Raw genomic sequence first — 25,793 nt, forward strand, 5'->3', positions numbered from 1 at the left:
ACGACCGACCGCGACGACCGACCGCGACGACCGACCGCGACGACCGACCACCGCGCCTGCGAAGCATCTCGCGGAGCCCGGCGTCGGGATGACGGCAGAACACGGCGAAACCGTGTCGCCACCTCCGGCGCCGCTCGATCCATAGCCTCTCGCCCTCCGGATTTCCAGCCGGTCGACGCAGCTCTTTCGCCGTCGCGCCTCGATCTCGCGCCCCGCTCCCGGGACGCGGCCGCGACCGTGGTAGCATCCGCCGCAGAATCAGGAGGAACCTCGAGCCCGTGTCCGTCGCCTGCGCGACCCCCGAACCGAAGCCGACCGAGCGCCGACACCTCGCCGGCGCCCTCGCGGTCGCCTGCCTCGTCGCGACGGCGGCGATGCCGGTCGACGCGGCGAAGGCCGAGCCGCGCCCGGCGATCGCCATGCACGGTACGCCGCTCTATCCGCCCGACTTCGACCACTTCGCCTACGCCGATCCGAAAGCGCCGAAGGGCGGCCGCATCACCATGGGTGTCCAGGGCACCTTCGATCAGTTGAACCCCTTCGTGGTCAAGGGCAACGCCGCGGTCGGCATGCGTGAGGGCTCGGGCGGCACCAACGTCTACGAGAGCCTGATGGAGCGCTCCTACGACGAGCCCTTCTCGCTCTACGGCCTCCTCGCCGAGACGATCGACGTCGCCACCGATGGCCGTTCGGTGGAGTTTCGCCTGCGCCCCGCCGCCCGCTTCTCCGATCGCAGGCCGGTCACGCCCGAGGACGTGATCTTCAGCCTCGAGACCCTGCGCGAGAAGGGCCTGCCCTACATGCGGTCGAACTACCGCGACGTGACGAAGGTCGAGAAGACCGGCGACCACGCGGTGCGTTTCACCTTCGTCGACGCGCAGAACCCCGAGCTGCCGCTGATCCTCGCTCTGATGCCGATCCTGCCGGCCCATGCCTGGAAGGATCGCGACTTCGAAAAGACGACGCTCGAGCCGCCGATCGGCTCCGGCCCCTATGTCGTCACCCGCGCCGAGCCGGGCGCCCTGCTCGAACTCGCCCGCGATCCCGACTACTGGGGCCGCGATCTCGCCGTTCGCCGCGGCCTCTACAACGCCGACACGCTGCGCTACGAGTATTATCGCGACAACAATTCGCTGTTCGAGGCCTTCAAGAAGGGCCTGATCGACATCCTCGCCGAGAGCGATCCGGCGCGCTGGTCGCAGAACTACGATTTCCCCGCCGTCGCCGAAGGGCGCGTGAAGAAGGAAGCCTTCGTCACCACCCTACCCAAGGGCATGACCGGCTTCGTCCTCAACACGCGACGGCCGATCTTCGCCGATGTCCGCGTGCGCGAGGCGCTGATCCGCCTCTACGATTTCGATTGGGCCAACAAGAACCTCTACTTCGGCCTCTACGAGCGCCAGAAGGGCTATTTCGACGGCTCCGAGCTCTCCTATTTCGGCCATCCCGCCGACGCCCGCGAGAAGGCGCTCCTCGCCCCCTTCCCCGGCGCCGTGCGCGACGACGTCGCCGCCGGCACCTGGGGACCGCCGGTCACCGACGCCTCCGGGCGCGACCGCGCCGTGCTCAAGGGCGCCTTCGATCTGCTGCGCGCCGCCGGTTGGCGAATCGACGGCGGCAAGCTGGTGAACGCGAAGACCCGCGAACCGCTCTCCTTCGAGATCCTGGTGGCGGTGCGCGAGCACGAGCGCCTCGCCATCGCCTATCAGCGCACCCTCGCCGTTCTCGGCATCGAGGCGCGCATCCGCACCGTCGACGCGGCCCAGTACGAGATGCGGCGCAAGACGTACGATTTCGACATGACCATGTGGTCGTGGGGCGCCTCCGCCTCGCCGGGCAACGAGCAGATCAATCGCTGGACCGCCCGTGCGGCGGCGACCGAAGGTTCGCTCAACCTGCCGGGCGTCGCCTCTCCCGCCGTCGACGCGGTCGTCGACGCGTTGATCGCCTCGCGCAGCCGCGAGGATCTGGTGGCCGCCGCGCGCGCCCTCGATCGCCTGCTCGTCTCCGGCTTCTACGTCGTGCCGCTCTTCCATGCGCCGGCGCAATGGGTGGCGCATTGGACACGAATCGAACATCCGTCCACCATGCCGAAATGGGGATGGACACTACCGGCCTGGTGGGTGGCCGACGGGGGGAAGGAATGATCGTCGCACGCGAAGACGAGTCGCGCGTCCACACCGCGTCCGGTGTCTGGGGCCGCGTCACCCTCGACCAGATCGTCGCCAAGAACGCCCAGAGCCGGCCCGATCATCCGGCCCTGATCGATTTTGCCGATCGCGCGACCTGGACTCACGGAGCCCCCGAGAGCCTCACCTGGCGCGAGTTGCAGACCCGTGTCGACGCGCTCGCCGCCTTCTTCCTCGCCGTCGGCCTGCAGCCCGACACGGTCATCGTCTTCGAAGTGCCGCCGACGTCCGATGCGGTCGTCGGTTTCCTCGCCGCCTCGCGTGCCGGTCTCGTCGTCGCGCCCCTCCCCCTCGGTGCTCGCGAAGCCGACGCCATCGACCTGTGCCGCGCCACCGGCGCCAAGGCGATCCTCACCGTCACCGAGACCGAGGGCGAGACGCACGGCGAACGGCTGCGGTCGGTCGCCGCCGAACTCTTCCAGATCCGCTTCGTCTTCGCCGCCGGCGGCGACGTGCCCGACGGTCTGATCGATCTCGCCATGGTCTTCGCCGAGGCCGAAGGTCTCGGCACTCCGGCGGAAGTGGTTCGCAAGGGCAATCCGGCCGATCACGCCCTCACCGTCGAGATCGCCGCCCTACCCGGCGAGATCGAGGCCGATCCGGCATCGGAAGCGCGTCGCGCGCCCCTGCCCCGCTCGCACAATCACTGGATCGCCACCGGTCTGATGACGCTGCTCGAAGCGCGTATCGACGCCGACAGCGTCCTCGTCTCGCCCTTCGCGCCGACGGGAACCGCCGGCATCGGCGCCGCCCTGGTGCCGTGGCTCGTCGCCGGCGCCACTCTGGTGACCGGCCTGCCGCGCGCCACCGACGGCCTCGCCGAGGAGGCGGCCACCCGCGGCGCCACCCACGTGCTGGCGCCGCTGCGCTTCGCCCGACGCATCGCCGAGCGCCTCGCCCTCCACCGCAACGATGCCGCCATTCTGGCGATCGGCGAAGAGGAGCCCGGCGACCGGCCGATGCCGATGGGCCGCGACACCATCGACGTCACCATCGTCGGTGCCTTCGGTCTGATCGCCCGGCGCCGCACCGACCCGCTCCTGCCCCGCCCGCTGCCGCTCGGCGTGCTCGGCGCGCCGGCCGAGAGCGAGTTCGCCCCGCCGCTGGTCGAGGTCCGCATCAAGGCGCTGGCCCAGCGGGCCGCCCAGATGCCGCCCAACCGCACCCTCGGTGGCGAGGTTCAGTTGCGCGGTGCCATGGTGCCGCATTTCAACTGGCCGACCACCGCCCAGGAGCGCCGTCATCGCTCGCGCGACCCGGAAGGATGGATGGCGACCGGCCTCGGGGCTCGCATCGTCTCGGCCCAGCCGCCCACCTTCGAGGTCGGAGGTCGCGTCGACGGCGCCGTCCGCATCGGTCAGACCACCATCGATCTCGACGCCCTCGATCTCGTCTATCGCGGTGTCGGCGGCGTCGCCGACGCCGCCGCGCTGGTCGTCGTCGACGATCTCGAAGGCCCCGGCATCGCCGCGGCGGTGGTACCGAAATCCGGTGTCCGTTTCGACCCCGCCGCATGGCTCGCCGCGGTCGAGGAGACCCGCATCGGCCTCGCCCGCCTCCCCCGCCGGGTCTACACCGTGCCGGCGATCGCCCGCGGTCCGTCCGGCCGGGTGTTGCGCGGCGGCATGACCCAGCACCTGATGGCGCGTCCCTGAGCGTCGGTGCCCGCGCAGGCCGACGAAAATGCGACGACGGACGTGATCGCTCACGTCCGTCGCATCGTTTCGGGGATGGGGATCCGACCGTCGATCAGACGCCGGTGGCGGCGAGACGCGCCGCGCCGTCCATGTCGCCCATCATGTCGGCGATACCGGCGCTCGCCAGAAGATCGCGCAGCGCCATCGCGGTGACGGCGACACGATCGGCGGCGTCGCCGTCGGCGGCAGGATCGATGGCCGCGAGATCGGCCTGAAGAGCTTCCAATCGGCGAAGAACCTGAGGCAGCATGTGTGTGTCTCCTCGGGACGCGGAACAAGCGGAGCCCGATCATGCACGGCCGTCCGTCAACCGAGTCTTAACGAGTCGTTTCGAAACGTCGCGATCCGAGAAATTCCGTCTTCGCCCGCCGCTTCGCCCCGTCCGCCGATCGCCCGCTTCCGCCGATCCGCCGAACCGGCTTCGTCAACAGGACGTTAACCATGATCGGGGCACTCTGGCGGAACATCCGGAGTCCGTCACCAAATGTCCTATCGCGGGCGCGTCCTCGTCATCGAAGAATCCCCTCGTCCCGAAACCCGACTTCTCTGGGACGGCATCCGGGCGGAAGGGTGGGACGTCCACGCCGTGCCCCTGGCGCGCACCGTCGACCAGACCGTCGCCGGCCATCCCGACCTCGTGGTGTTGAACCTCGCCGGCGCCGGTGGCGACGTCGCCCGAACCCGCTATCTCGACGCCGCCGCCCGCATGTCGCTGCTGCGCGCCACCCGCCGCACCCCGGTGATCGCCGTCGACGACGGCGAGCTCGTCGCCGACGAACGGCCGATCGGCGTCGCCGACGTCATCCGCGCCCCGTGGTCGGTCGGCCACGTCGCCGCCCGCATCGGCTCGCTCACCCGCCTCGCCACCATGCGGGCGGAGATCTATCGTCGCCTCGACACCGCCCAGCGCTACGGCCTCTCCCAACCCGACCTCGAACTTTCCGCGTCGCTCGGCGACGCCCACGTGCTCGTCGTCGGCGCCGGCATCCGCTACTTCACCATCGAGAAAGCGTTGTCGAAGCGCGCCACCCTGGTCGGCGCCTTCACCATCGAGACCGCGCTCGACTATCTCGAGCGCCGCCCCTTCGACGCCGTGGTGCTCAACCTGCCGCTCGACGACGCGATCGACTTCGTCGAGGTGCTCAGGCGCAATCCCGCGTGGTTCGCCCTGCCGGTCGTGGTGCTCACCGGCGACACCGAGCCGCGCATGGTCGAAGCCGTGCACGAGGCCGGCGCCAGCGACGTCGTCTTCGCCGACGAGAGCGAGAGGGTCTTCGCCGACCGGGTCGAAGCGGCGATGAGCGAGCATCGCCTGCGCGAGACGCTGAAGGCGGCCTATTCCCGCGCTCGCCATCAGGCGACAAACGACTCGCTGACCGGCCTCTACACCCGCGGCTTCCTGATGGATCACCTCGGGCTTCTCGTCGGCGACGCCCGCGACACCGGCGAACGGCTGACCCTGGTCGGTCTGCGGATGATGGACATGGCCGAGACCAACGCCGAATGGGGTTGGGCCGGCGGCGACCATCTGATCCGGCAGGTCGGCTCGCTGATCGGCCGGCTGGTGCGCGGCGAGGATCTGGCGGCGCGCGCCGGCGGCGATCGCTTCGCTCTGGTGCTGCCGGCGACCGACGGCGAGGACGCCGCCCGCGTCGCCCACCGCATCGCCGGCGTCATCGAGACCACCGCCTTCACCGTGCCCGACGCCACCGGCCCGGTCTACGTGTCGATCATCGTCGGCATCGCCGAATGCGAACCCGACGACGATCCCGACAGCCTCTACGCCCGCGTCTTCGCCGCGCCCGAGGCGTGATGCCTCAGCCCTCGGACCCGCTACCCATCCGCACCAGCCGCAGACCGGCGGCGGCGAGATCGGCCGGGAAGGTGTCGCCGGAGAAATAGGTCCATTCGTCGTGGCGCGCCGCCGCGATGGCGTCACCCGGCGCCCCGCCCGCCCCCGGCTCGGCCGGATGGCACATGATGAGCGGCCGCCGACCCTCGCCTTCGAGAAACGACCGGAAGTTCGCGCCGAAGCTGCCGTCGGCGGCGAAGGCGGTCACCCCGCGAAAGCCGTCGTTGACGGTCACGCCGCGTCGCGCCGCCGCCCGCGCCATGCCGCCCGACAGCACCGAGACCAGCAACGTCTTCGGCACCTCGATGCCGCGCCGAACGATCGCGAGCGCCGGCTCGTGACAGTCGCGCACCCAGGTGGTGCGCCGGTCGAGGCGGCCCTCGTCGAAGGCGGCGAACAGCGCCTTGCGCACCGTCGGCAGCACGTGGACGTGCTGGTGGCCGTCGACGAAGTCGGGAGAGCGCCCGAAGACCTCCCGGAAACGGTCGATTTGACGCCCGATCTCCGCCGCGATCTCGGCATAGACGAGCCGCCCCGTCAGAGCGCGCGCCAGGACCGAACCGAGTTCCTGCGGCCGGCCGTCGGGGGCGAAGGCGGGCATCGGCCCGAGAGGAGACAGTTCGGTGAGGGCGAAGTGCAGACCGATGTCGGCGCGGTCGGAAAGCGCGGCCAGACGCGGTGCGTCGGCCTCGAATTGCGCGCCGGCGACCATGCAGCCGGTGGCGGTGAGCCGCTCCGCCTCGATCAGGGCGAGGATCGCCTCGTCGATCTCGGCGCCGAGGCCGAAGTCGTCGGCACACAGAACGAGAGGGCGCGCCGCATCGGATGCGCCTGCCACCGTCGATCCGTCATCCTGCGGCGCGACGATCATTCCCACCGCTCCCCTTCACCAACTCGGGACGCCGCCATTGACGGACACCGCCTTCCCGGCGACACCTGTCGGCACCCCATTTCGGCCGGATACATCATCCCGCCGTCCCGTGGAAAGGAAAATGACATGACTCGCGTTCCGGCCACGCCGCACCAGAACGGCACCCCCGGACCGATGGTGAGCGTCGTCCTGCCGATGCGCAACGAAGCGCGCGGTTTCGACCGGCTGTTCGCCCGTCTCGTGCCCGCCCTCGAAGGGCTCGCCACCCCTTACGAGATCGTCACCGTCGACGACGGTTCGACCGACGACACGCTCACCCGCCTGAAGACCTTCCGCGACGAGATCCCGACGCTCAAGGTGGTGTCGTTGTCGCGCAATTTCGGCAAGGAGATCGCCGTCACCGCCGGCCTCGCCCGCACCACCGGCGACGTCGTCGTGGTGATGGACAGCGATCTGCAACACCCGCCGGAGTCGATTCCCGCGCTTCTCGCCCCCTGGCGCGAGGGGGGCTACGACCTCGTCTACGCCCGCCGCAAGAACCTCGATCGCGGCGGCCTCCTGCGCAACGCCTTCTCCAAAGGCTTCTACGCGCTGTTCGACTTCATGAGCGAAGTCCGCGTCGACCGGGAGACCGGTGACTTCACCGCCATCGACCGCAAGGTCGTCGACGCCTTCCTCGCCATGCCGGAGCGCAATCGCTTCAACCGCGGCCTCTTCGCCTGGGCCGGCTTCCGCACGACGACCGTCGACGTGATCATGGAGGAGCGGCAGGTCGGCACCTCGCAGTGGGGCTTCGTCAAGCTCTTGCGCCTCGCCGCCAACGCCATCACCTCCTTCGGCACTCTGCCGCTGAAGATCTGGGTGGTGATCGGCTCGGTCGTCTCGGCCAGCGCCCTCGTCTACGGCGCCTACGTCCTGATCAAGACGCTGCTCTTCGGCGCCGACGTTCCGGGCTATCCGTCGTTGATCGTCGCCACCATGTTCTTCGCCGGCATCCAACTCGTCGGCCTCGGCATCATCGGCGAATACGTCGGCCACGTGTTCTCCGAGGTGAAGCGCCGGCCGCTCTATTTCGTGCGCGAGGCGATCGGCTTCGACCACCCGCCCGCGACCACCTCCCACACCCCCGGCATCACCGTGGATCCGAGCGCCCACCATGACCTCTGAAGCGACCGCCGGTCGACCGCGTTTCGACCTGCGTCTCCTCGCCGCGATCGTGGTGATCGCCGCCGCCTGGGTGGTGCTCACCCGTCCCTGGCTCTCCGGCACCTATGCCGTTCCCTGGGACGCGGAGGCGCATTTCCGGCCGCAGATGGCCTTCCTCGCCCATTCGCTGCACGCCGGCGAAGGGGTGTCGTGGAACCCTTACGTCTTCGCCGGCTGGGTGCAGATCTCCGACCCGCAGTCGCTGATCTTCTCACCGGCGTTCCTGATCCTCTCCCTGCTGGTGCCCGATCCCGGTGCCGTCGCACTCGACGCCACCGTCTACGCCCAACTCGGCGTCGGCGCGCTCGCCCTCCTGCTGTGGTTCCGCGACCGCGGCTGGCACGCCGCCGGCGGCACCGTCGCGGCGATCGCCTTCGCCTTCGGCGGTTCCGCCGCCTGGCGCATCCAGCACACCGGCCAGATCCTGAGCTTCGCCCTGATCCCGTTGGTGCTGCTGCTCGTCGAACGGATGATCGTGCGGCGCTCGATCGGCTGGGGCTTCCTCGCCGGTGTCGCCGCCGGCTTCCTGGCGCTCGGCCGCGACCAGATCGCCCTGCTCGGCCTCTATTTCCTCGTCGCCTACGCGATCGTCGAGATCTTCGCCGCGCCCGACCGCTGGTCGCGTCTCCTACGCTCGATCCTGCCCGGCATCGCCGGCGTCGTCGGCGGTCTCCTCGTCGTCACCGTGCCGGTGATCCTGACGCTGATCCTGACCGAACACTCCAACCGTCCGGCGATCGACCTCGTCGAGGCCGGCAAGGGCTCGCTCCACCCCGCCTCGCTGATCACCGCCGGGATCGCCGACCTCTTCGGCCAGGGCGCCCAGGACGTCGACTACTGGGGACCGCCGAGCCCCGCCTTCGGCGTCACCGACATCTACCTCGCCCAGAACATGACCGCGGTCTATGCCGGCGCCCTGCCGGCGATGGCGGTGCTGGTGCTCGGCATCGGCCGCGGCCTGCTGCTGCGTCGCGAAATCTTCTTCCACACGCTCGCCGCCGTCTTCTTCGTGCTCTACGGGCTCGGCTGGTACACCCCGGCCTACCGCGTCTTCTACGAATACATGCCGGGCATCGCCCTCTTCCGCCGCCCGGCAGACGCGACCTTCTTCATCGGCTTCTTCCTCGCCCTCCTCGGTGGCTGGCTCGTCCACGTCCGCCTGAGCGAGGACACGAAACTGCCGGGACGCGTCGCCCTCGCCTTCCAGGCGGCGCTGGTGGTCGTCGTTTTCGCCGCCCTTCCCGTCGCCTTCGGCCTCCATGCCGACCGGCTCGCCCTGGTGTGGAAGCCGCTCGTCACCGCGGCGGTGTTCTCCGCCGGTGCCCTCGTGGTGATCGCCCTCGCCGCCCATCTGGTGCGCTCCGGCGCGACCCTCGGGTCGCTCGCCGCGATCGTCCTCCTCGGCGCCTTCTCCACCGCCGATCTCGCCTGGAACAACGGCCCCAACGAATCGACCGCCTACCCGGCCGCCACCTTCGACGCGCTGGCGACCGACACCCACGATCCGGTGATCCCCTTCCTGAAGAAGAAGGTCGCCGAGACCCGCGCCCCCGACCGGCGCGACCGGGTGGAACTCGCCGGTGTCGGCTTCCACTGGCCCAACGCCGGCATGGTCCACCGCCTCGAGAACACGCTCGGCTACAACCCGCTGCGCTTCGACTTCTACGCCAAGGCGACCGGCGCCATCGATCACGCCGCCCTGCCCGAGCAGAAGGAGTTCTCGGCGCTCGAGCCGTCCTACGACAGCCTCCTCGTCGACATGCTGGGCTTACGCTTCATCGTCACTGGCGCACCGGTCGAGACGATGGACAAGAAGCTCGGCCCCGGTCGGCTGACCGAGATCGCCCGCTTCCCCGCCATCCCCGGCATCCCGCCGGCGCCGGGACGTGGCGAGACCTGGGTCTACGAGAACCCGCGCGCACTCCCCCGCGTCCTCTTCGTCGACGGCGCGCGGCCCGCCGATTTCGACGCGATCAACACCTCCGGCGTCTGGCCGGAAGGCTTCGACCCGCGCCGCGAGGTGCTGCTCGCGCCCGCCGCCCTGCCCGGCGGGCCGGTCGCCGCGACGGAAGGCGCCGCGCCGGGCCGCGCCTCGATCACCCTCTACGAGAACACTCGCGTCGACGTCGACGTCGAGGCCGAACGCGCCGGCTGGCTCGTGCTCAATGACGTCTGGCATCGCTGGTGGCGGGTCGAGGTCGACGGGATGCCGGCGAACCTGGAACGCGCCGACGTGCTGTTCCGCGCCGTCCGGCTCGAGCCCGGCCGCCATCGCGTCTCCTTCACCTTCCACCCCCTCGCCGGGCTGTGGGCGGAGCTGCAGGCGCGGCGCGCGGCGAAGTGAGAACCGCGCGCGAGCATCCGCCGGTTGCGACGATGGTGGGACCCGTCGTCGCGGCCGAGCCGATCGACCGGTCTTCGCCGAACTGACGGCGGTGACGCCACGAAAAGACGTCGACATCGGCCCTCACTCCGGGGCATTGAAGGACCCGTCGTCCCGCTGTGCCCGACGGCCCGGCGGATTCGTCGCCGGCCGGCCGGCACGGGGCGCCCCACGAACGATGAAGAACGAAGAACGGAGAGTGGAGGAATGTCGCCGATGAACAGCGAAGCGGTCGCATCGCCGGGGGATCGGGGTTGGGCCAAGCAGCTGCGCCGCTACTGCGAGCCGCGCATCGCGCGCAGCCTCGCCGAGATCGCCGCCACCGTCCTGCCGCTCGCCTTCGCCTGGGGTCTCCTGGTTTGGGCCGTCGAGACCGAACGCTGGTGGCTCTACGCCCTGCTGCTGGTGCCGGCGGGTCTCTTCCTGGTGCGCGTCTTCATGCTCCAGCACGACTGCGGCCATTACGCCTTCTTCTCCGCCAAGGGCGCCAACGACTGGTTCGGCCGCGTCCTCGGTGTCCTGACGCTGACCCCTTACGATCATTGGCGCCGTTGCCACGCCATCCATCACGCCTCCTGCGGCAATCTCGATCGCCGCGGCGTCGGCGACATCGACACCCTGACGGTCGAGGAATACCGGGCGCTGTCGCCCTGGCGCCGGCTCGTCTATCGCGCCTATCGCCACCCGCTGGTGCTGTTCGGCATCGGTCCGTCCTTCGTCTTCATGCTGCAGAACCGCATCCCCACCGGCAAGCTCACCCGCGGCATCATGCCGTGGATCAGCACGCAGTCGACCAACCTCGGCATCGCCGTCCTCGCCGGTCTCGCCATCTGGGGCCTCGGCCTCGGCACCTTCCTGATCGTCCATCTGCCGGTGGTGGTGATCGCCGCCACCATCGGGGTCTGGCTGTTCTACGTGCAGCATCAGTTCGAGACGACCTCGTGGGACCACGCCGGAACGTGGAACCTCCAGGACGCGGCGCTGCACGGATCGTCCTACTACCGGCTGCCGCCCGGGCTGCGCTGGCTGACCGCCGACATCGGCATCCACCACGTCCACCATCTCGCCAGCCGCATCCCCTTCTATCGCCTCTCCGAGGTGCTGAAGGATCATCCCGAGCTGCGCGACATCGGCGGCCTGACCATCCTGCGCAGCTTCGCCTGCGTCCGCCTCACCCTGTGGGACGAACAGAAGCGTCGCCTCGTCTCCTTCCGCGACGCCCTCGCCGGCCCCGCGCCCGGCCCGGCAGCGGCCTGAGGACGCCTAGCCGCGCGAGCCCGTGACGCTCGGGCTCGCCCCACCTCGGGTCCGCGTCGACCGCGAAAGGCCGCCGCGGACCCCGCCCCGCGGGTCGGCCGTTCGCCCCCGCCCCCTCCCGGACCTCCGGTGCGCCGCATCGACGCGATCCGGATATTTCACGAGGATCCGCTCATCCCTCGTTCACCCTCGCCGCCGAAAGGCGCCGGTGAGAGGGGCGGGCTTTCGATCTTCTTCACGCTCGCCGAGTCATGGTCGCCGCATCGAACAACGCGGAGGCCGACCATGAGACCGAGCGCTCTCGCCATTGCCACCATCTTTGCGGTCCTCGCCGCGACCGCTCCCGCCGCCGCCGGCATCACCGCCGTCTTCGGCGGATTGCGACCGGCCGTCTCGAGCGCCGATGCCGTCTGTACGGCGCCGGCCGGCGGTCTCCTCCGGCTCGAACCGATCGCCGGCCTCGCCGTCTCGCCGCTACGCTGACGCGTCTCCGGAGGGGCCGGGAAAAGTTACCCGGTCGTTAACCACCTCTCAAAGGTTCGCCGTCACAATCGTCGGACGATTCGGACCGAAGGAACCGCACCATTGTCGATCGTCGCCAGCCTGTCGCTCCTCTTCGGCATCGTACTCGGACTGCGCTTCAACGTTCGGGCCGTCTTCGCGGTCTGCCTGGTGGTGTTGATCGGTGGTATCGTCGCCGCGCTCGGCGGCTTGGTCGCGACCGGTGAGGCCGCCCTCTTCGCGGTGTCGGTGACGGTGGCGCTGCAGGTCGGCTATTTCGTCGCGATGGTCATCGGCGCCATGCATCTGGCCGATACGCCCGAAGAGACGGCGGCGCAGCGCGCCGAGACCCGAGAGCGTTTCGAAATGCCCCGCATGTGAGGCCCGGACGGCCGGCGGCGGGCATCACCCGGCGAGGCGGCACCCATGATCGCAGGATCGGACAGCCGTCGCTCACGTCTCGGACCCGGCGGCCGATACACCGGGCGACACGCCGGACACCTCGTCTCCCTGATCGTCGGAGCCGTCGTCGCCACGGCGAGTGCCGAAGAACCCTCCCCGCCCGCCACCGCCACACCGCCGCCGATCTGGGTCCCGGTTCCCACCCGCGTCGATCGCGACAAGGACACGCGCGAGCGCCTCGACCCGGCGCCGGCCGCCGAGATCGTCTCCCGCACCGTGGTGAGAAGCGCCCGCGGCGACGGCCCCGCCACACTGCGCATCGACGGCCGCCGCCATCGCCTCTTCGGTCTCGCGGACATCGAGCCCGGCCGGATCTGCACCACCGCGGAAGGATTTCGTTGGGCCTGCGGCCTGCGCGCCCGCGCCGTCCTCGCCGCCCTCGTCGGCGGCCGCACCCTGCGCTGCCGCATGATCGGCGCCGCCGAAGCCGCCGATCCGGTGATCGACTGCCTCCGGGGCGGCCGTTCACTGTCCGAACGGATGTTGGCCGACGGCTGGGCCGAACTCGACGAGGCCGGCGCCGCCGACCCGGCCCTCGTGAACGCCCGGGCCACCGCCGAGCGCGAGGGACGCGGGTTGTGGTCGAAGCGGAGCCCGCCGTGATCCTCACGCCTCGAGCGGCGCGGCCGGGTCCTTCTGGTCGCCGCGGCTCGGCCGCCCCTCGGCAGCACCCCCGACCGGCAGCGTGATCCGCACCAGAAGGCCGTGCGGCTTCGCCGCCTCCAGATCGAGACGTCCGTCGTGGCCGTCGACCACCGCATTGACGATGGCGAGCCCGAGACCGAAACCGCGGGCTTCGTCCATGTTGCGCGCCACATCGCCGCGCACGAAGGGGCGCAACATCGCCTCGCGGTCGGCCTCCGCGATCCCCGGACCGTCGTCCTCGACCTCGACGACGACGGCGCCCCTCACCGCAGCCAGCCGCACCACGCAGCGCTCGCCGAACTTGAGCGCGTTGTCGACGAGATTGGCGAAGGCCCGCTCGATCGCGATCGGCCGCACCCGCCGCACCAGATGGTCCGGCCCCTCGAAGGTGACGTCGCGCCCGAGATCGCTCCACCCGTCGCAGATCGTCTGCAACATGACGGAGAGGTCGACGAGACCGACCGCCTCGCGATGGCGGCCTTCCGCGAGATAGGAGAGCGCCCCCTCGATCATGCCGTTCATCGCCGCGAGGTCGCGTTGGATCTCCCCCTTGAGCGCATCGTCGCCGACGAATTCGCTGCGCAGCCGGAGCCGCGTGAGCGGCGTCCTCAGATCGTGTCCCATCGCCGCCAACATGCGGGTGCGGTCCTCGACCAGCCCGCGGATGCGCTTTCGCATCGCTTCGAAGGCGGACGCCGCCACCCGCACCTCTTCCGGCCCGCGCCGCGGCAGCGGCTCCGGTTCGCCCTCGATGTCGAAATCACGCGCCGCCGTCGCCAGCGCCTTCAGCGGCCCGACGAGGCCCCGCACCGCCCACAGGCCGAGCAGAGCCGACGACAGGCCGACGAAGACGATGGTCGTCCCCCACGGGCCGAAGAGGAACGTCGGCGCCGGTGGCGGTCGGTCGGTGAAGGTGATCCAGTCCCCGTCGGCGAGCTTGACCGCGAAGCGATACGTACCCGGCAGCAGGAGCGGAGCCGGAAGTCCGGCGGCGGCGGCCTGAAATACGACGCCCGGGGTCTCCGGCACCAACTCCAGCACCAGAAGATCCGGGTCGATCCGGGCGTACCTCGGCAGTGGCGGCCGAGGATCGGTCGCGTCGTGCGTCAGGGTGGCGCCGCTCGGCGGCGATCGCGAGATCGTCATGTCGAGGGTCGGAAAGGCCTTCTTCACACCGGCGAGCATTCGTTCGCGCTCGTCCCCGCGCGGCGCCGCCGAGACCACCTGGACGAAATGCCACGCCGGAACGAAATCCCGACGCCGATCCTCGGCTCGGTTCTCCAGGAGCCACAGTTGCACGGTGACCGCCAGATGGATGAGCGCCACGGCGGCGACCACCACCGCCGCCGACTGGGCGGCGATGCGGCGCGGCATCAGTCGGCCGAACAGGGCCCTCATGTGCTCTCGACGTCCACGGCGAACATGTATCCCCCCGAGCGCACCGTCTTGATGATCTCCGGACGATGGGGATCCTGCTCCATCTTACGCCGAATCCGGCTGACGAGAATGTCGACCGACCGCTCGAACGGTCCGGCGGTGCGTCCCTGGGTGAGGTCGAGCAGGCGATCGCGCGACAGGACCCGTCCCGGTCGTTCGACCAGCGCCAGCAGGAGATCGAACTCCGCCCCGGTGAGAGCGATCTCGGCACCGCTCGGATCGGCGAGCCGCCGTGCCGCCACGTCGATGGTGAAACCCTCGAAAGTGTGCCGCCGCGACGTCTTCTCGTTCGCCGCGTCGGCCGCATCGCGCACCCGCCGCAGCACCGCACGGACGCGGGCGAGCAACTCGCGCGGATCGAAGGGCTTGCCGATGTAGTCGTCGGCGCCCATCTCGAGGCCGATGATGCGGTCGAGCGGATCGCCCTTGGCGGTCAGTATGATGATCGGGATGCGGTTGCTCCGCCGCAGGCGACGGCAGATCGCCAGACCATCCTCCCCCGGCAGCATCAGGTCGAGCACGATCAGATCGAACCGGCCCTCGGCGAGATGGAGATCCATGTCGCGCCCGTTCGCCGCCAACGACACACGGCAGTCGTTGGCGCGCAGATAACGCGCCACGAGGCTGGCGATCTCGCGATCGTCTTCGACGACGAGGATGTGAGGCGACGCGGTCATGGTCATCGAATGCCACATTCACGCGGTTTCGCATTCGAAATTTTGTATCGGATTGTATCCATCGATGCCGAGGAAACACAGGGAAATCGCATGACGTGATGCGTCGACGAACGATTGACCATGTGCTCCTCAACTCGTATTCGGCGGTCGCCCGGAAGTGTTGCCGCCGATACGAAAGGACACGAGATGACGTCCGTCACGGCGACAAGGTTACATCACTCGATGGTTTCGCCGCGTGAGGGTCTCCAGAAGGCGCTCGATGCGGAAATTTCTTCCGCCACGATCCAGGAAAGCGATCGCGGCGCTCTGGAAAACGCCCTCGATGCGATCGACCAGGCGATGCGGTCGAATCGACCGACGGAGGACTCCGGCCGTCCGTCGAGCCCGCAGGACACGCGACAGAAGCTCGCCGATCTCGTCGACGAGCGGGTCGAGGCCGGCACCCTGACCTCGGATCAGGCCGACGGGTTGAAGGAGCTCTTCGCCTCCGCAACGCCCCAGGGCGGTCCCGGTGGGCCGGGCGGCCCCGGCGGGCCTCTTCCGCCGACGCCGGAAGGCGAGGAGACCGAAGACGCCGCGTCGTCGACCACCTCGTCCTCGACCGACATCGCGAAGCTGCTCGAGGAGTTCCTGAAGCAGTTGCAGGAGAAGAAGAGTTCGGCCACCGCCTACGACACCGGCGGCACGACGAATTCGTCCAGCCCCACCGCTCTGGTGCTCGACACCGAGGCCTGAGGCGATCGGCGTCGATCGCGGGTCGGCGGTCCACCGGGCGTCTCTCGTGCGACCGGGAGGAATCCGCCGCACGCGCCGACCGTCGGCTCTGGCGCCACCCGGGGGAATGCCGCTACAGTGCGGTTTCCGCCGCCCTTTCCGGGCGGCGACCGATTCCCTGCGATCACGAGCCCCGATGACCGACCTCGCCACCGAGATCCTCGCCCATCTCGTCGCCTTCGACACCACCAGCCGCAACTCCAATCTGCCGCTGATCGAATGGGTGGAGGACTTTCTCGGCCGCCACGGCGTCGTCTTCGAACGCGTCCTCGACCCCACCGGCACCAAGGCCTGTCTGTGGGCGACCATCGGCCCGCGCGACGTCCCCGGCTACGTGCTGTCCGGCCACACCGACACGGTACCGATCGAGGATCAGGACTGGGCGACGAACCCGTTCGAGCTGACCGAGATCGGCTCGCGCCTCTACGCCCGAGGCACCTCCGACATGAAGGGCTTCGCCGCCGTCTGCCTGTCGAAGATCGCCGAGATGACCGCGGTACCGCTGAAGAAGCCGATCCACCTCTGCCTGTCCCACGACGAGGAGGTCGGCTGCATCGGCGTGCGCAACGCGCTCGAGCGCATCGACGAACTGGCGCCGGTGACACCGCTCGCCGCCTTCGTCGGCGAACCGACCAACATGGGCGTCGTCGTCGCCCACAAGGCCAAATGGAGCTACCGGGTCACCGTCCACGGCCACTCCTGCCACTCGTCGCTGGCGCCGAAGGGCGTCAACGCCATCGAGGCGGCGATGGACGTGATCGGCAAGATCCGCGAGATCGCCCGCCGCTTCGAGACCGAGGGCCCGCAGGATCCGCTCTACGACGTGCCCTATTCCACCGCCCACGTCGGCACCATCCAGGGCGGCACCGCCCTCAACATCGTGCCCGAGCGCTGCACCTTCGAGTTCGAGTTCCGCATGCTCGCCGGCATCGACCACCAGCCCTTCGAGGACGAACTGCGCGCCTTCGCCCGCGACGAGGTCGAACCGTGGATGAAGGCCCGCGATCCGGCGACCGGCATCCTGATCGAACTGGTCAACGGCTTCCCCGGCTTCGACACCCCGCCCGAGAGCGACGCCACCGTGCTGGCGAAGCGGCTCGCCGGCCGCAACGACCACACCAAGGTCGCCTACGGCACCGAAGCCGGCCTCTTCGTCACCATGGGCGGCATGCCGACCGTCGTCGTCGGCCCGGGTTCGATCGGCCAGGCGCACATCCCCAACGAGTTCATCGAGAAATCGGAACTGGAGAAGTGCGGCGTCTTCCTCGATCGGCTGATCGAGCACTGCCGCAGCTGAGGCCGCTCACCCTTTCCCGGCCGAGCGCAGCACGAAGGCGATGACCTCGGCGACCGCCTTGTAGAGCTGTTCGGGGATCTCCGCGTCGAGTTCGACCTGAGCCAGCGCCGCGGCGAGGATCGGGTTCTCCTCGACCGCGACACCGTGCGTCTCGGCCGAGGCGACGATCGCCTCGGCGACCGCGCCGCGCCCCTTGGCGACCACCATCGGCGCACCGTCATGGTCCCATTTCAGCGCCACCGCGAGCCGTCGGGCCTCGTCGTCGCTCGCCTCGCCGGTCACCGAACCCTCCTACAGCTTCACGTCGACGAAGCGGCCGGCGGTCGCCGCCGCCGTGGACGAGGCCGGCCGACCGGTGGCGAGATGGATGCTCTCCACCGGGATCGCCGCTGCCTCGAGCGCCCCCTGCAGGCGGCCGACGTCACTGCCGAGCCGCGCCGCGGCGTCCGGCCGTTCGGCCCACAGACCGATCGACAGTTTCTCGCCCGAGAGCCCGATCCGGGCGTGGATCGGGCCGAGCGGTTCGACGTCGAGCGAGAAGCGCACCCGCCACCCCGTCGACGCCGACGCCTCGCCGGACCGCGTCCGGCCGCCGTCGCGCTCCACCGTCATCTGCACCACGCCGGTCCCCGCCGACGTGGCGATCGGCATCTCCGCCGTCCATTGCCGTTGCGACCCCGCCTCCGTCGGCCGCGTCGGATCCTCGGGCCGGCGATCGAGCGCCGCGAACTGCTCGAGCAGGATGCGCGACAGCGCCCCCTCGGTCCGCTCCAGCGTCCGCTTGGCCAACCCCTCGACACCACCCTCGCCGATCCCGTCGATCGGCTGCGCCGCCTGCCCGCGCGTCGCCTGTCCGCGGCGCGGCGGCGGCGGCTTCAACTCGCGCTCCGAGCCGATCGCCGCCAACGCCGCCGCGACCTCGCCGGCCTCGCTCGGCCGGGTCGAGGTCAGGCTGCCGGCGATCTCGAGACCACGCACCACAACCTTCAACAGCGCCGTCACCGCGTCGTCCTCGCCCTGCGTGGGGTTCGGTGGCGCGACGGCGGGCGGTGAGCCGGCGTTCACGGGCGGAACGAGCGCGCCTTCCGACGCCACCTCGCCGCCGCGCACCGCATCGGACGGTGAGAGCGGCACGGCGACGGCCGACGCCGCGACGGCGCCGAGACCGCGCCCGGTGTCCGTCGAACCACCGGTCGGCGTGGTCGATCCGGCCTCGACGGCGAAGCGCGAGACCGACGGCCCCGCCGCCGACGATGGCGGCCCTCCGGCGGGCGACGCCGCAACCGACGCGAGACGGGGTGGCGGGCCGGGTGGCGATGAGCCGGCGAGAGGCGCCGGCGGATCCGTCGTACCGGGCGATGCCGATCCGGCAGGCGACGGAAGCGGACTCGTCGCGCCGGGGGATGCCGATCCGGCAGGCGACGGCACCGTCGGCGGAGCGAAGGGCGTCCCGATGGGCGAGCCAGCAACCGGCGTCGCCTCGCCGACGCTGCCGCCGAGCGGTGTCGTTGCAAGCGGCACCGCCGCCGGGGACGACGTTGGCGCCGACGATGCGGGCGACACCGGGCCGGCCGGCGGCGACGGCACGGACGGCGACGGCACGGAAGACGACGGCACGGAAGACGACGGGACCGCCCCGAGCGGCGGCGGTGAAGGCGGCGGCGGGATCGACGGAGACGGCGAAGGCGACCGCGGCGACGGGATCGGCGGCGGCGGCGACGTGACGGCCGGCTGTTGCGGAGCCGCGCCCTCCCCTCCTGCGCCCGGTCGGACCGTGTCGACGGCTCCGGCGGCGGCGGGCGGCACGGCCGAGGGTGGCGACGGCGTCGTCACCGACACGGTGGGCGTCGACGGTGCCGACCGTGCCGCCGCCGGATCGCTCGGAGCGACCGTGACGCCACGATTCGGGCTGGTGTCCGGACCGGTCGGAACCGACGACGTCGCGGCCGCGCCCACGCCCGCGGCCGTTGGCGCACCGCCGCTCGCCGCCGCGGCGCTCGCGGTCGCTCCCCGCTCGCTTCCCGCCGGCGGTGAGACCATACCTCCGCCGTAGGCCGTGCCGGCCAAACGCCCGAGCCCGGATCCGAGCCCCCCCTCGCCGCTCGCCGCGCCCGTCGGAGCAGACGCGGTCGGCGGTCGCTCCGGCACCCCGCCGGCCGTCGTCGCGACCGCCTTCGCCGTGCTCGGCCCAGCCGGCGCACCGCCGCCCGACGCGACCGACCCGACCGGCGATCCGCCGACCCATTTCTCCAGAGCCGCCCGCAGCGAGAACAGCGCCGCCTTGAGATCCTCGGCCGGGGCGGCCGAACGCCCCGGGCCCGCGGCGAGCCGCGACTCGAGGAAGATCCCCGACCCGGCGAACGCCTTGCGCACCGTCTCCGCGCTCGGAGCCGCGCCCTCGGCGAGCCGCGCCCCCATCAATTGCGCGACCAGCGCCCGAACCGGTTCCGGCACGCTGCCCTGCGGCGCCGCCGCGAGACCAGCGAGGCTGGCGTAGAGCGGTGCGAGGCCGGACTGCGTCGCCGCGGCGTTGCGCACCGCCTGCGCCAGGACCAGCGCCGGATCCTCGGCGGCGGCCCGGGCGGCGCTCGCCTCGCCGACCGCCGGGGTGTGTTCGACCACGGTGATCGCCGGCTTGCCGCCGCCCTCGACCGCCTGCACCTGCAGCCGTACCCCGTCGCCGACCGCCGGCGAGCGGTCGCCGAATTGGGAGAGATCGACCTGGAGCGTGCCGTGACGGCTGGCGACGAGCGCGATGCCTTCGGCGAGCGAGGCGACCCGCGCCTCGACGACGCGGCCGGAGGCGAGTTTGGCGAGATCGAGCCCGCTCGTCGGCACCGCCGTCGCGGGTGTCACCGAAAAGCCCTCGTCGACCGCCACGCCCCTACCTCGCCGGTTGCCACGATGCCTCGAAGACCGATGCTACGCCCGCCGCCTCCGCCCGGCAATCACCACTACAGGTGTATATCGTACACCATTCACACTCGCGCTGATCGAACCCCGCAGACGCGCTTCGGAGAATCTCGCTCGGGTTGGGCAATCGGTTGAAATTATTCGAGAACGGCCCCTTCACGGATGCCTGCGTTCATACTATCGTCACGCCCCGCGCGTAGGACCTCGTCCAAGAGCCTCCGCGCTCGGATCTCCCCTCTTCGTTGCGGGTCACGGCCGTGCAAGCGTTCAAGCGTATCGTCGGGCACCTGGGAGCACCCAGCGCCTTCGAACTCGGACTCGTGTTCTGCCTGGCGGCACTGACCGCCATCGGCCTCTTGCGCTGACACGAAGCTCGGATGACCACATCCGAACTTCGAAATCCGCTCTCCGAAGGAGCGCCGCCCGCGCCGGGGCTCTTCGACGCGACGGATCCCATATGACACCGTTGCCTTCGCTGTCGGACGACCGCACAATTCGTCCGACCGACACGAAGGCGAGGTGATCCATGACCGCGAACGAACACTCCCGCCCGCACGCCCTCTTGGAGAGCGATCCGGGCGCGAGGCGTCACGGCGTGTCCCTCGTGCGCCTCGCCGCGCTCGTCGAACGAGAGCGGGAGTCCTACGCCGCGCGTCGACCGCGCTCCGCCGCCTTCGCGACGGACGCCGCGGCCCATTGGCACGATGGCGTGCCGCTCCATTGGATGAGCGATTGGGGCCTGCCCTTCCCGATGTTCCTCGAGCGGGCGAAGGGCTCGACCCTCACCGACGCCGACGGCAACACCCACGTCGACTTCTGCCTCGGCGACACCGGCTCGATGTTCGGCCACGCGCCGGAGGCGATCGTCGAGGCGGTCGCCGAACAGGCCGCCCTCGGCATCACCGGCATGTTGCCCTCGGTCCACGTGCCCGAGGTCGGCCGCCTCCTCGCCGCCCGCTTCGGTTTGCCGTGGTGGCAGATCACCATGACCGCCTCCGACGCCAACCGAGCCGTCATCCGTTGGGCCCGTGCCGTCACCGGCCGTCGCGACATCCTCGTCTTCGACGGCTGCTATCACGGCGCGGTGGACGACACCCACGTGCGCCTGCGCGACGGCCGGCCCATCCTGCGCCCCGGCCTGATGGGACAGGTCTGGGATCTGACCGAACACACCCGCGTCGTCCCCTTCAACGATCTCGCCGCGCTCGAGGCGGAACTCACCGACGGCGACGTCGCCCTGGTGCTCACCGAGCCGGTGATGACCAACATCGGCATGGTGCTGCCCGAGCCCGACTTCCACGAGGGCCTGCGCGACCTGACGCGCCGGGCCGGCACGCTGCTCGCCATCGACGAGACCCACACCATCTCCTCCGGCCCCGGCGGCTACACCCGCGCCCACGGCCTCGACCCCGATTTCTTCGTCCTCGGCAAGCCGATCGCCGGCGGTGTCCCGGCCGCCGTCTACGGCTTCACCGATGCGGTCGCCGCGGGGCTGAAGCGGGCACGCGCCGCCACCCCCGGCTATTCCGGCATGGGCACGACGCTGACCGCCAATGCGCTGGCCGTCTCCGCCATGCGCGCCTGCCTCACCCGGGTCATGACCGCCGGCGCCTACGATCACATGATCGCGCTGGCCGACCTGCTCGCCGGCGAATTGGAGCGGGTCATCGCCCGCCACCGCCTGCCCTGGGTGGTGACGAAGGTCGGCGCCCGGGTCGAGTTCATGCTCTCCCCCACCCGCCCGCGCGACGGTGGCGAGGCGGGCCGCATCGGCGACGCCGAGATCGAGGGGGCGTTGCGCCTCCATCTGATCGAGCGCGGCGTGATCATCACGCCGTTCCACAACATGATGCTGATCGCCCCGACCACCACTCGCGCCGACGTCGAGACGCTGGTCGCCGCCTTCGACGCGGCGCTCGGCGAACTGGCGGGCTGAGCCCCGGGAAGCCGCACCCCCGAAAAGCCGAACGCCGCCCGAGGGGCGGCGTTGCGATCGTTCGTCCGTCCGAGACGACGGTCGGCGTCAGATGAAGCGTCCCAGATAGAGAACCGCATCCAGCGTCGCCAGCACCGCCATGATGCCGAGCGCGGTGCGTACCATCCGACGATCGCGACGCGATACACGAACCTTGTGGACCTGTCCCCCTGCGGTCTCCGCGACCGCCTGTCCCATTCCCGATTCCATCACCTGAACAGTCTCCGCAATCGCCGACATGGCCCCACTCCCGACACGAGAAGCACGGGAGCAAGGATCGTTTCCTCACCCTTACCGAACGGTGAATCACGCGCCCTAGAAATCGGAATTTCACGTCGGCCTCAAGTCGCCTTCCGCGGTTCGCAGACATCGACGACGCGCAGTTGCACTCTTGCATCACCCTGCCAGTGATCCAGCCCGAGTGCCCCGACGACGTGCAGCCCGCGACCGCGCGCCTCGAGGATCGCCCGCCCGATCGGCTCCTTCGCCGCACGGAAGGCGATCGCCTTGAGAGACGCTCCGTCACCGCTCGAAATCGACATCCGCACGTGCCCTGTCCCCACTTCGTCGGCGAAACCGACCCGGTGGGCGGGGAAGGCGAAGAGCGGTTCCGGTTGGCCCGATCCGTAGGGGCCGGCCTTCTCCAGCATCTCGACCAGATCGACCGTCGCCGCCCCGGCGGTCATTGCCCCGTCGACCTTCAACTCGCGCCGTTCCAGCGACGTGGCGACCGTCGCCTGGAGCCGCTCGCAGAGGAAGCCGCGGACCTCGTCGAGCCGGCTCTCCTCGACCGTCAGGCCCGCCGCCATCTTGTGGCCGCCGCCCTTGGGCGCCAGACCGGCGTCCACCGCCGCCCGGATCGCCGCGCCGAGATCGACCCCGGGGATCGAGCGTGCCGAACCGGTACCGAGCGGCCCGCGATCGAAGGCGACGGCGAGCGCCGGCCGCCCCCATTTCTCCTTCAGCCGCGCCGCGATCAGGCCGACGACGCCGGGATGCCACTCCGCCGACGAGGCGACGACGATCGCCCCGGGATCGGCGCCGAAGCGGGCGAAGACCTGGGCGTCGGCCTCCTCGACCATCGCCGCTTCCATCACCTGACGCTCCTTGTTGAGCCGGTCGAGATCGACGGCGATGCGCTCCGCCTCGGCCGGATCGTCGGTCGCGAGCAGGCGCGAGCCGAGCGCCGCGTCGCCGATGCGGCCGCCGGCGTTGATCCGCGGCCCGATCAGGAAGCCGAGGTGATAGGGCGACATCGGCCCGTTGAGCCGCGCCACCGCCGACAACGCCGCGAGCCCGGGGTTGCGCCGCTTGCGCGCCACGGCGAGCCCCTTGACCACGAAGGCGCGGTTGAGCCCGAGGAGCGGCACCACGTCGGCGACGGTGCCGAGCGCCACCAGATCGAGCAGGCCGAGGAGGTCGGGCTCCGGCCGGGTGCGGAAGAAGCCGCGTCGGCGCAACTCGCGGGCGAGCCCGACCAGCGTCAGGAAGGCGACGCCGCAGGCGGCGAGTTGGCCGAGGCCGGAGAGATCGTCCTGACGATTGGGATTGATCACCGCCCGCGCCGTCGGCAGGTCGACGCCGCACTGGTGATGATCGATCACCACCGTGTCGAGGCCGACCTCGCGCGCCGCCGCGAGCGCCTCGAACGAGGTCGAGCCGCAGTCGAGGGTGACGAGCAGCTCGGCGCCGCGCCCCCGCAGCGCCCGGATCGCCTCGACGTTCGGCCCATAGCCCTCGATCAGCCGGTCCGGCACGTGGACGATCGGGTCGAGCCCGACCTGCATCAGCCAGCGCCGCACCACCGCCGCGGAGGTCGCACCGTCGACGTCGTAGTCGGCGAAGAGCGCGATCGATTCACCTCGCTCCACCGCATCGGCGAGGCGGGCGACGCCGACGTCCATGTCGGTGACGGTGGAGGGATCCGGCATCAGATCCTTGATCGTCGGATCGAGGAAGGCGAGCGCCTCGTCGAGACCGACGCCCCGCCCCGCCATCACCCGCGCCACGATCTCCGGCAGGCCGAGGCGCTGCGTCATCGCGGTGGCGAGCGAGGCGGCGGGCGGATCGAGCCGATCGACCCACGTCCGCCCCGACGCCGAGCGCGTCACCCCCAGCACGGCGCGGGGTCCTTCGTCTTCTGCGAAGCCGAACGGCGGCATGGGCGTCCTTCAGGCGTGCGATTCGGAACCGAGATCTTGGCCGACCGGCGTGCGGGAATGAAGGCGGAAGCGAAGGAATGCCCCCTTCCCCCTTCGGACACCATCTCCTCCGAGGAGACCTTCGCACATTTTCGGAGAGGGACGGGTCGACGTCCTTGCGCGATCCTTCGAGACGGGCCTGCGGCCCTCCTCGGGATGAGGGGTCCGAGATTTCCATCCGAGTGATACCGAGCCGATGAAGTTTCGACCTCTTCGAAACATCATCGGCGAAGGCGAGCCCGAACGGGCGTCGACCGGTCGGACCGAAACTCACGAAATTCGGACGAGTCCGAATTTCGTGACCGGTATGAGAGCTCCCCATGCCGAGGAGCCGCCGAAGGCGGCGTCTCGAAGCATCGCGCAGGAGCGTGCCGTCGAGCCATCCGCCTCGAATTCACCCGGGTCGCGGAGCCGCGGTGCCCCTCAGCACGGCCCCTTTTCACCGATCATGTGGCGCGCCCGGATCCAGCGCACCGTGCCGGTCGAGGAGCGCATCACCACGGTGTGGGTGGTGACGCAGTTGCGGCCGAACTTCACCCCTTGCAGGAAGTTGCCGTCGGTGACGCCGGTCGCGGCGAACAGCACGTCGCCGCGCGCCAGATCGTCGAGCCCGTATTTCTTGCGCGGATCGGTGATGCCCATGCGCCGGGCCCGCTCCACCTTGTCGGGCCTATCGAGCACCAGCCGGCCCTGCATCTGACCGCCGATGCACCTGAGCGCCGCCGCCGCCAACACACCCTCCGGCGCGCCGCCCGAGCCCATGTAGATGTCGATGCCGGTCTCGGTCGGCTCGGTGGTGTGGATGACGCCGGTGACGTCGCCGTCGCCGATCAACCGGATCGAGGCGCCGGCTGCCCGGACCTCTTCGATCAGGCGCGTATGGCGCGGTCGGTCGAGGATGCAGGCGGTGATCTCACCGACCGGCACGCCCTTGGCTCGCGCCAGCGCCTGCAGGTTCTCCGCCGGCGATCGGTCGAGATCGACCAGCCCCGCCGGATAGCCCGGACCGATGGCGATCTTCTCCATGTAGACGTCGGGTGCGTGCAGCAGCGAGCCGCGCTCGGCGAAGGCCATGACGGTGATCGAGTTCGGCAGGTTCTTGGCGCAGATGGTCGTGCCCTCGAGCGGCACCAACGCCACGTCGACCTCCGGCCCCTTGCCCGAGCCGACCTTCTCGCCGATGAACAGCATCGGCGCCTCGTCGCGCTCGCCCTCGCCGATCACCACCGTGCCGTCGATCGGCAGGCGGTTCAGCTCGTCGCGCATCGCGTCGACGGCTTCCCGGTCGGCGGCGATCTCGTCGCCACGCCCGCGCAGTCGCGCCGCGGCGATCGCCGTGCGCTCGGTGACGCGCGCCAGTTCCAGCGTCAGGATGCGGTCGAGTGTGCCGCTCTCCTCCGCCCGCTTGGACGTCGGTTCGCTGCTGGTCATGGCGCCTTCTCCCTCCGAACTCGGC

At 70.5% G+C, this 25,793-nt stretch carries 21 protein-coding genes; 12 read left to right on the plus strand and 9 right to left on the minus strand.

Annotated elements, in window-relative coordinates; translation table 11 throughout:
• The first annotated feature begins 278 nt into the window (after nucleotides 1-278).
• Together V7Q42_RS14875 and V7Q42_RS14880 are read left to right on the plus strand one after the other, a co-directional pair.
• Complete coding sequence (locus tag V7Q42_RS14875; RefSeq protein ID WP_333824875.1) at nucleotides 279-2,147, plus strand: extracellular solute-binding protein; 1,869 nt, start codon at nucleotides 279-281, stop codon at nucleotides 2,145-2,147.
• Nucleotides 2,144-3,844 carry a class I adenylate-forming enzyme family protein gene (locus V7Q42_RS14880; protein ID WP_333824876.1) on the plus strand — a complete coding sequence of 567 codons (1,701 nt, stop codon included), beginning with the start codon at nucleotides 2,144-2,146 and terminating at the stop codon, nucleotides 3,842-3,844. The genes V7Q42_RS14875 and V7Q42_RS14880 overlap by 4 nt, the downstream gene beginning before the upstream one ends.
• A 94-nt stretch (nucleotides 3,845-3,938) precedes the next feature.
• On the opposite strand, the gene V7Q42_RS14885 is transcribed toward V7Q42_RS14880, so the two are convergent.
• Nucleotides 3,939-4,136, minus strand: coding sequence for a hypothetical protein (locus tag V7Q42_RS14885; RefSeq protein WP_333824877.1), 198 nt, complete (start codon nucleotides 4,134-4,136; stop codon nucleotides 3,939-3,941).
• Nucleotides 4,137-4,370: 234 nt separating this feature from the next.
• Between V7Q42_RS14885 and V7Q42_RS14890 the strand changes: the two genes are divergently transcribed.
• Nucleotides 4,371-5,699 carry a diguanylate cyclase domain-containing protein gene (locus tag V7Q42_RS14890; protein ID WP_333824878.1) on the plus strand — a complete coding sequence of 443 codons (1,329 nt, stop codon included), beginning with the start codon at nucleotides 4,371-4,373 and terminating at the stop codon, nucleotides 5,697-5,699.
• A 4-nt stretch (nucleotides 5,700-5,703) separates the two neighbouring features.
• Here V7Q42_RS14890 and V7Q42_RS14895 read toward each other — a convergent pair whose 3' ends face one another.
• On the minus strand, nucleotides 5,704-6,609 hold the full coding sequence (locus V7Q42_RS14895; RefSeq protein WP_333824879.1) for a ChbG/HpnK family deacetylase: 906 nt from the start codon (nucleotides 6,607-6,609) through the stop codon (nucleotides 5,704-5,706).
• Nucleotides 6,610-6,735: 126 nt separating this feature from the next.
• Between V7Q42_RS14895 and V7Q42_RS14900 the strand changes: the two genes are divergently transcribed.
• The 6 genes from V7Q42_RS14900 (at nucleotide 6,736) to V7Q42_RS14925 (ending at nucleotide 13,021) form a co-directional block, all read left to right on the plus strand.
• On the plus strand, nucleotides 6,736-7,776 hold the full coding sequence (locus V7Q42_RS14900) for a glycosyltransferase family 2 protein (protein ID WP_333824880.1): 1,041 nt from the start codon (nucleotides 6,736-6,738) through the stop codon (nucleotides 7,774-7,776).
• Nucleotides 7,766-10,159, plus strand: a complete 2,394-nt coding sequence (locus V7Q42_RS14905; RefSeq protein ID WP_333824881.1) for a hypothetical protein — start codon at nucleotides 7,766-7,768, stop codon at nucleotides 10,157-10,159. The genes V7Q42_RS14900 and V7Q42_RS14905 overlap by 11 nt, the downstream gene beginning before the upstream one ends.
• 246 nt (nucleotides 10,160-10,405) lie before the next feature.
• Entirely contained in the window at nucleotides 10,406-11,455 is a 1,050-nt protein-coding gene (locus V7Q42_RS14910) for a fatty acid desaturase (protein ID WP_442958209.1), read from the plus strand.
• A gap of 285 nt (nucleotides 11,456-11,740) precedes the next feature.
• Nucleotides 11,741-11,938, plus strand: coding sequence for a hypothetical protein (locus tag V7Q42_RS14915; RefSeq protein WP_333824883.1), 198 nt, complete (start codon nucleotides 11,741-11,743; stop codon nucleotides 11,936-11,938).
• Nucleotides 11,939-12,040: 102 nt separating this feature from the next.
• Nucleotides 12,041-12,337, plus strand: coding sequence for a hypothetical protein (locus tag V7Q42_RS14920; protein ID WP_333824884.1), 297 nt, complete (start codon nucleotides 12,041-12,043; stop codon nucleotides 12,335-12,337).
• A 45-nt stretch (nucleotides 12,338-12,382) separates the two neighbouring features.
• A complete protein-coding gene (locus V7Q42_RS14925; protein ID WP_333824885.1) occupies nucleotides 12,383-13,021 on the plus strand; it encodes a thermonuclease family protein in 639 nt (212 codons plus the stop codon).
• Between the two features lie 3 nt (nucleotides 13,022-13,024).
• Here the strand turns inward: V7Q42_RS14925 and V7Q42_RS14930 are convergent, their stop codons facing one another.
• On the minus strand, nucleotides 13,025-14,461 hold the full coding sequence (locus V7Q42_RS14930; protein WP_333824886.1) for an ATP-binding protein: 1,437 nt from the start codon (nucleotides 14,459-14,461) through the stop codon (nucleotides 13,025-13,027).
• Nucleotides 14,458-15,183 carry a response regulator gene (locus tag V7Q42_RS14935; protein WP_333824887.1) on the minus strand — a complete coding sequence of 242 codons (726 nt, stop codon included), beginning with the start codon at nucleotides 15,181-15,183 and terminating at the stop codon, nucleotides 14,458-14,460. Before V7Q42_RS14935 ends, V7Q42_RS14930 begins: the two co-directional genes overlap by 4 nt.
• A gap of 216 nt (nucleotides 15,184-15,399) precedes the next feature.
• On the opposite strand from V7Q42_RS14935, the gene V7Q42_RS14940 reads away from it, so the two are divergent.
• Both V7Q42_RS14940 and argE read left to right on the plus strand, forming a co-directional pair.
• Nucleotides 15,400-15,912, plus strand: coding sequence for a hypothetical protein (locus V7Q42_RS14940; protein WP_333824888.1), 513 nt, complete (start codon nucleotides 15,400-15,402; stop codon nucleotides 15,910-15,912).
• Between the two features lie 175 nt (nucleotides 15,913-16,087).
• On the plus strand, nucleotides 16,088-17,248 hold the full coding sequence (argE, locus tag V7Q42_RS14945) for an acetylornithine deacetylase (RefSeq protein WP_333824889.1): 1,161 nt from the start codon (nucleotides 16,088-16,090) through the stop codon (nucleotides 17,246-17,248).
• Between the two features lie 6 nt (nucleotides 17,249-17,254).
• Here argE and V7Q42_RS14950 read toward each other — a convergent pair whose 3' ends face one another.
• Together V7Q42_RS14950 and V7Q42_RS14955 are read right to left on the minus strand one after the other, a co-directional pair.
• Nucleotides 17,255-17,530, minus strand: a complete 276-nt coding sequence (locus V7Q42_RS14950) for an EscU/YscU/HrcU family type III secretion system export apparatus switch protein (RefSeq protein ID WP_333824890.1) — start codon at nucleotides 17,528-17,530, stop codon at nucleotides 17,255-17,257.
• 9 nt (nucleotides 17,531-17,539) lie between these two features.
• Nucleotides 17,540-20,128, minus strand: a complete 2,589-nt coding sequence (locus tag V7Q42_RS14955) for a flagellar hook-length control protein FliK (RefSeq protein WP_333824891.1) — start codon at nucleotides 20,126-20,128, stop codon at nucleotides 17,540-17,542.
• A 559-nt stretch (nucleotides 20,129-20,687) separates the two neighbouring features.
• On the opposite strand from V7Q42_RS14955, the gene V7Q42_RS14960 reads away from it, so the two are divergent.
• Nucleotides 20,688-22,097 carry an aspartate aminotransferase family protein gene (locus V7Q42_RS14960; RefSeq protein WP_333824892.1) on the plus strand — a complete coding sequence of 470 codons (1,410 nt, stop codon included), beginning with the start codon at nucleotides 20,688-20,690 and terminating at the stop codon, nucleotides 22,095-22,097.
• 87 nt (nucleotides 22,098-22,184) lie between these two features.
• Here V7Q42_RS14960 and V7Q42_RS14965 read toward each other — a convergent pair whose 3' ends face one another.
• The 3 genes from V7Q42_RS14965 to glpX all read right to left on the minus strand — a co-directional run bounded on the left by V7Q42_RS14965 (nucleotide 22,185) and on the right by glpX (nucleotide 25,768).
• Nucleotides 22,185-22,376 carry a hypothetical protein gene (locus V7Q42_RS14965; RefSeq protein WP_333824893.1) on the minus strand — a complete coding sequence of 64 codons (192 nt, stop codon included), beginning with the start codon at nucleotides 22,374-22,376 and terminating at the stop codon, nucleotides 22,185-22,187.
• Between the two features lie 101 nt (nucleotides 22,377-22,477).
• Nucleotides 22,478-24,298, minus strand: a complete 1,821-nt coding sequence (gene recJ, locus V7Q42_RS14970; protein ID WP_333824894.1) for a single-stranded-DNA-specific exonuclease RecJ — start codon at nucleotides 24,296-24,298, stop codon at nucleotides 22,478-22,480.
• Between the two features lie 462 nt (nucleotides 24,299-24,760).
• Nucleotides 24,761-25,768 carry a class II fructose-bisphosphatase gene (glpX, locus tag V7Q42_RS14975; protein ID WP_333824895.1) on the minus strand — a complete coding sequence of 336 codons (1,008 nt, stop codon included), beginning with the start codon at nucleotides 25,766-25,768 and terminating at the stop codon, nucleotides 24,761-24,763.
• Nucleotides 25,769-25,793 lie beyond the last annotated feature (25 nt).

Source organism: Pinisolibacter sp., from assembly GCF_036782435.1.
GTDB lineage: Bacteria > Pseudomonadota > Alphaproteobacteria > Rhizobiales > Ancalomicrobiaceae > CALBKH01.